Annotated in this window: 3 protein-coding genes and 2 tRNA genes; 3 read left to right on the forward strand and 2 right to left on the reverse strand. The window is 53.1% G+C overall.

Features of this window, described 5'->3' with window-relative positions; genetic code table 11:
* Nucleotides 1-644: 644 nt before the first annotated feature.
* Nucleotides 645-717 (reverse strand) — tRNA-Ala (locus ABX962_RS29395).
* A 98-nt stretch (nt 718-815) separates the two neighbouring features.
* Nucleotides 816-889 (reverse strand) — tRNA-Ile (locus ABX962_RS29400).
* 742 nt (nt 890-1,631) lie between these two features.
* Here ABX962_RS29400 and ABX962_RS29405 point away from each other — a divergent pair.
* From ABX962_RS29405 to ABX962_RS29415, 3 genes are all read left to right on the forward strand, one after another.
* Complete coding sequence (locus tag ABX962_RS29405) at nt 1,632-3,641, forward strand: redoxin domain-containing protein (RefSeq protein ID WP_372724857.1); 2,010 nt, start codon at nt 1,632-1,634, stop codon at nt 3,639-3,641.
* A 238-nt stretch (nt 3,642-3,879) separates the two neighbouring features.
* Nucleotides 3,880-4,320, forward strand: a complete 441-nt coding sequence (locus ABX962_RS29410) for a hypothetical protein (RefSeq protein WP_372724859.1) — start codon at nt 3,880-3,882, stop codon at nt 4,318-4,320.
* A gap of 56 nt (nt 4,321-4,376) precedes the next feature.
* Entirely contained in the window at nt 4,377-4,988 is a 612-nt protein-coding gene (locus ABX962_RS29415) for a hypothetical protein (protein WP_372724861.1), read from the forward strand.
* The last annotated feature ends 273 nt before the right edge of the window (nt 4,989-5,261 follow it).

Raw genomic sequence — 5,261 nt, forward strand, 5'->3', positions numbered from 1 at the left:
CTATAAGAATACATTCTCGCCAACGCTTTTAATTGCGACCCGCACAGCAAAGCTGCGTGAATCGAATCGAGGCGTTGGCAACGCTTCTCAGAACTTGTTTTCACTTCTCTCGCGTTTGAAACAGAGCCTCCCAAGACCGAGTCCCGAGCTGAACTGCTCTAATAGCGAGTGTAGTGCTCTTTCAGATGCCAACTACCAAACAACCAAATTGTCAAATATCAATGCGTTGCGTTCGAGTGTAAGTCGATAGTGCAACGGACGCTGCCTTGTGAGCAGCCGGCCAGTGCCAGTTTTGGCCCGCGAGCAAATCGCGTTCCGTTCTTGGCGTCAGCCGGTCGTTCACAAGTGAGGGCGAAGAATACTGTCGAGTGTTTTCTTCGTCAACCGCGTTTCAAGATGTTTTTTAAAGTTTCTTGAAGTTTGGTTGATTCGCTTGAGAGTCGTGTTTTTTGCCCCTTTGAAGGGCCGCCGCACGTGTGTCTCAATCGAGAAGGGAAAGATAGCGATCTGAAACTTTGGGTCAACCTCAGTTGATGGAAAAGTTTAGATTTTGTTCGTGTCGAGCGAATCTTTCGAGAAGAAGGATTCACGAGACACTTCTGTATCTTTCACTTCACCGCAACCACTTTCGTGATCTTGGTAAGTGGAGGTAGACGGACTTGAACCGACGGCCTCCTGCGTGCAAAGCAGGCGCTCTCCCAACTGAGCTATACCCCCATGGGAAGTCGGAAGTGTAAAGGTGAAGGGTAAATTGTAAAGAGGTCAAATTCCTCTTTTCAAACTTCTCGCTTCTTTCTTGTTCACTTCCTTCTAAGTGGGCGTACCAGAACTCGAATCTGGGACCTCGTCGTTATCAGCGACGCGCTCTAACCAACTGAGCTATACGCCCGAACTGTCTTGAAGTCAGGATGAAGATTGCAAGCAATCAACTCTGTTTCAAGTCACCTCTTGTTACTCGGTTTGTGGCACTGGTTAGTTGCCACAAAGTTCCAAGAGGGGCAAAGTTTACGCAAACTAATTTGGCTGTCAAAGGGAATACACGCCTCGGATCGACAAATTTGGTTGCTTTTTTGCTCGAGACTCCTGCAACGGTCGTTATTTTCCGCGTTTTGGCACGGCGAAATATTGCGTTATTCGTTGCGAAGCGTCTCATCCCGCTTGGGAATCCTTTTCTTCGGCCTAACACCGGTCATCACTTAACCTTTCCAAAAAGATTCTCGCAGTTTTCGATGAGGATTAGGGGATAGCGAACGCAAAGTGCCCTGTAATGCCGCGGCATTCGCGCGGTCCATCGCACACCACGATGGTACAAATTTCGTGGTCCGTGCCGCTCGACTTTCGAGTCAAACTCCCTCCGGTTGCGGTTGCGATGCTTCCGGACGAGGTGGGGGACGCGGGGCAAATTGAGATCGATTTGTTTGACATTTATTGGCATGGGTGGCCTGTTCAAGAAAATCGACATTCCCACCGAAGGATAGGTTCGGGCACAATAACTGGTATTGCTGCAAAACCTAAAGACCGGAAAGATCCGGCCAATGACTGTTACTCCGCTCGCAATCGTGCCGAATTTTCAACGCTCGGTTGCTGGCGGGACTCCCCCCCTCCCAAGACTCTTTGATGGAATGTTTGGCATGAAGGATCTTCATCCTCCCGTACGACCTCTTCGATGCAAAACCCGCGTCGCACGCGTGGTTGACTTGATTCACAAGCTGAAAAGCCCGTTTTCAATCGCGGATCGGCCTGTCGCGGTCACGGCGGCTCGCATTGCCACCGGGGTGTTCGTGGGCGGATTGCTCGCGATCCAACCCGCCGCCGCGGCGACCCCTTCAGCGAAAGATGCGTTGCAGTTGAAACCGGTCCAAGCTGATGTCGATTACGAAGTGGTCGAGCCCGCCGCTGTGGCAAAATGCACCGTCGCCGATCTGGATTACAACGATTGGTCAGGCTGGGAAGTGCGTTCCGGTGACGGCACCTTGCTTCGCCGTTTTGCCGACACCAACGGCGACAATAAAGTCGACTTGTGGTGTTATTTCAAGTTTGGTGTCGAGGTTTACCGCGATATTGACCGTGATTTTAACACCAAGGCCGATCAATACCGCTGGCTCGGTACTGCGGGGACTCGCTGGGGGATCGACGAAAACGAAGATGGTAAAATCGATTCTTGGAAACAGATTTCGCCCGAAGAGGTGACCGCCGAAGTCGTTTCGGCACTCGCCGATCGCGATGCAGCCCGCTTTGCTCGGCTGCTTGCTACCGGCAAAGATCTCGAGTCGATTGGATTGGGCAGCGAAACCGTTCGTCGCTTAAGCAGCAAAGCGACCCGTGCAGCAAAAGATTTTTCAGACTTTGCCAAACGTCAAAAAGCGGTTGGACGCGACGCGAAATGGGTCCAATTTGCAGCGGCGACTCCAGGCGTTGTCCCTAGTGGAACCGATGGCTCGAGTGCGGATATCACCGTTTACGAAAATGCGGTCGCGATGTTCGAAGACGCAACCGGGAACGGACAATTGTTGGTTGGCACCATCATCCGAGTAAGCGATACCTGGCGAATCGTCGATCTGCCTTCGGTGGGCGAAGGTGGCGATGCAGTGGCTCAATCGACCGGCAATTTCTTCACGCCCGGCGGCATGGCTCAATCCTCTGCATCATTCGACTCGGGACTGGGGGCGCAATCGCAACAATTGGTCACTGACCTCGAGGAAATCGATCGCAAACTTGCTTCGACGAGTAACCCCAAGGATTTGGCGAAACTTCATGAAGCACGTGCCCAATTGGTTTCACGGTTGATCAAAGCGACCGACAATCCAAGCGAGCGAGACGCATGGACTCGCCAATTGGTCGATACCGTCAGTATGGCTACCCAAAGTGGTGTTTATCCCGATGGCACCAAGCAGCTGCAAGCGATTGCTCGATCCCTTGGTGACAGCAATGAGTCGCTCAAAGCGTACGCCGAATACATGATGATTGGTTCCGAATACGCACTGCGTCAAACCCCGGACGCTGATTTTGCCGAGGTGCAAAAATGGTATTTGGAAACGCTCACTGAGTTCGTCGATCGCTATCCGCGGATGCCCGAATCGGCTCAGGCAATGTTGCAGTTGGCACTTAGCAAAGAGTTTGAAGACAAGGAAAAGGACGCGCTGGGCTACTACAAAAAGGTGGCTGCCGCGTTCCCAGGGACCGACACCGCCGAGAAAGCCGAAGGCGCCGTTCGCCGGCTCGAATCCGTCGGACAGGTGATCGATTTGCAAGGAAACTCGATCGATGGCAAGCCATTTCGTCTGTCGCAATTGCGTGGGCGTCCCGTTGTGTTGCACTACTGGGCGACCTGGTGCGAACCTTGCAAACAGGACATGAAATTGCTGCGTGCTTTGCAAGCTCGTTACCAGAAAGCGGGCTTGGTGTTGGTTGGCGTCAATGTTGATGCCACCAGCGAAATGGCCAAGGGTTTCTTGAAGCAGAATCCGTTGCCATGGATCCAATTGTTCGACGATGGAGGACTCGAATCGAGCGATTTGGCCAAGACGTTTGGCGTGCAAACCTTGCCGACCATGATGTTGATCGACGATCGAGGACGGGTGGTTCGCCATAACGTTCGCGCCGCCGAGCTGGAATCGGAACTCGACAAATTGGCTAAATAAGCGACCCGATTCCGAGTCACTCGATTGCTGGCTCTATCGCCATCGACTTTCCCGTTGGCAAATAACTCAAAGCCGTCTGAATCTCTGGCTGAGATTCAGACGGCTTTTTTCGTTCTCAGCAATTCGTGATTTCGCTTCGGGACAACATTTCCTTTGAGGTTTAAGGTTTAATGATGCATGAAGCGGGGGCAATTTTCTCTATTCTTTGAAGTCACTTTTCTAACGGGCAGCGGTCACGATGGCTAAGCGAGATGATCTTCTTCGTCGTTTGAAACAGGCCGATCGGCGTCGCGGTCGACGGCCACCGGCTACCCCCAACTCCAATGATTCGGGTGCGGATTCGGGGCGTCAAACGGTTGCGGCGAGCGAGTCTGCAGGCCAGCCCGATGTGACGGCGCTGATCGTTTCTGAGGTGCTCGCGTTCACACGTTCAGACACAAGTTGTCGTGATCCGCAAGTCGTTTCTGCCCTGCGTGCATTGCTGCGAGGATCATCCCCAGCGGTGGATTCGGCGCGTCGTTTACGCGATCAATTACAAAAGATTGCCGATCGCCCCGACGTCAAACTTCGCGACTTTCGCACCGCGGTCAAAGGGCTATCGGAGCAAGCGATGCAGTTCGATCGCGAAGCTGAGGGCGACGACCGTTTCCTAAATTATCTGGCAGTGTTGATTGAGTAACAGTGTTGATTGCAGCGATAGCTTTTAGCCCGCAAGAGCCCCTTCTGAAATTGATCATGAATCGCACCCCTATTCAAAATCCATATCTCGCGTCGGCGACCCCCGGCAGTAACAGCGACAATCAGGTCAACTTAAAAGGACTGGTTCGCACCAGCCAAATTATTGCGTTCGCTTTGATCCAAGCCGTAGTGTTTATCACCGCGATCATGGCCTATTTGACCCTCCTGTCGAGCGATGGTGGGCCAGACAACGCAGCGCCTGCCAACCCACCTGCGGACGACAGCTTGGTGATGGTGGTCATCGGCGTGGTGGCTTGTTTCGTTGGCTGTATTGCCTCGTTTGTCGCCAACCGATTGCTGAAAGGGATGGCGATTCGGCAATTTTCATCGTCAGGCGAGGAGGTCGAGTTGCCGGTCGACGAGACCGTGACGATGACAGCCGAAATCAGCAGGTTGCTGACAACCTCGCAAACACGAATGATCATCGGCATGGCGCTCGTCGAAGGCGCCGCGGTGATCAATGCCGTGATGATGATGTTGGACGAGAACATGATCCATCTTGTGATGGTCGCGATTTGTTTAGTCGCGATGGCAGTCCAATTTCCAACACTGCAGAAGAAGTTGGATCTGATCGAGTTGGCTGCCCGCACGTCCCAAGACCGAATCTGAGGAGGCCCGCAGCGAATTTATCGCAAGGCAGCGAGGAGAGACACGGAGACACGGAGACACGGAGACACGGAGACACGGAGACACGGAGACACGGAGACACGGAGACACGGAGACACGGAGACACGGGGAGAGGTGGAATTGCCCACGAAAAGTTGACAGTGGACCGGTCTTAACGGGAAAGTAAATGGTGCGTCCTGTGGATCAGGATTCACCGACGAGTAACGGTTTTTTGACGGCTTGCTCGAAGTCGATGGGACTCTGATAGCCAAGTGA

Source organism: Novipirellula sp. (genome assembly GCF_041583735.1).
GTDB lineage: Bacteria > Planctomycetota > Planctomycetia > Pirellulales > Pirellulaceae > Novipirellula.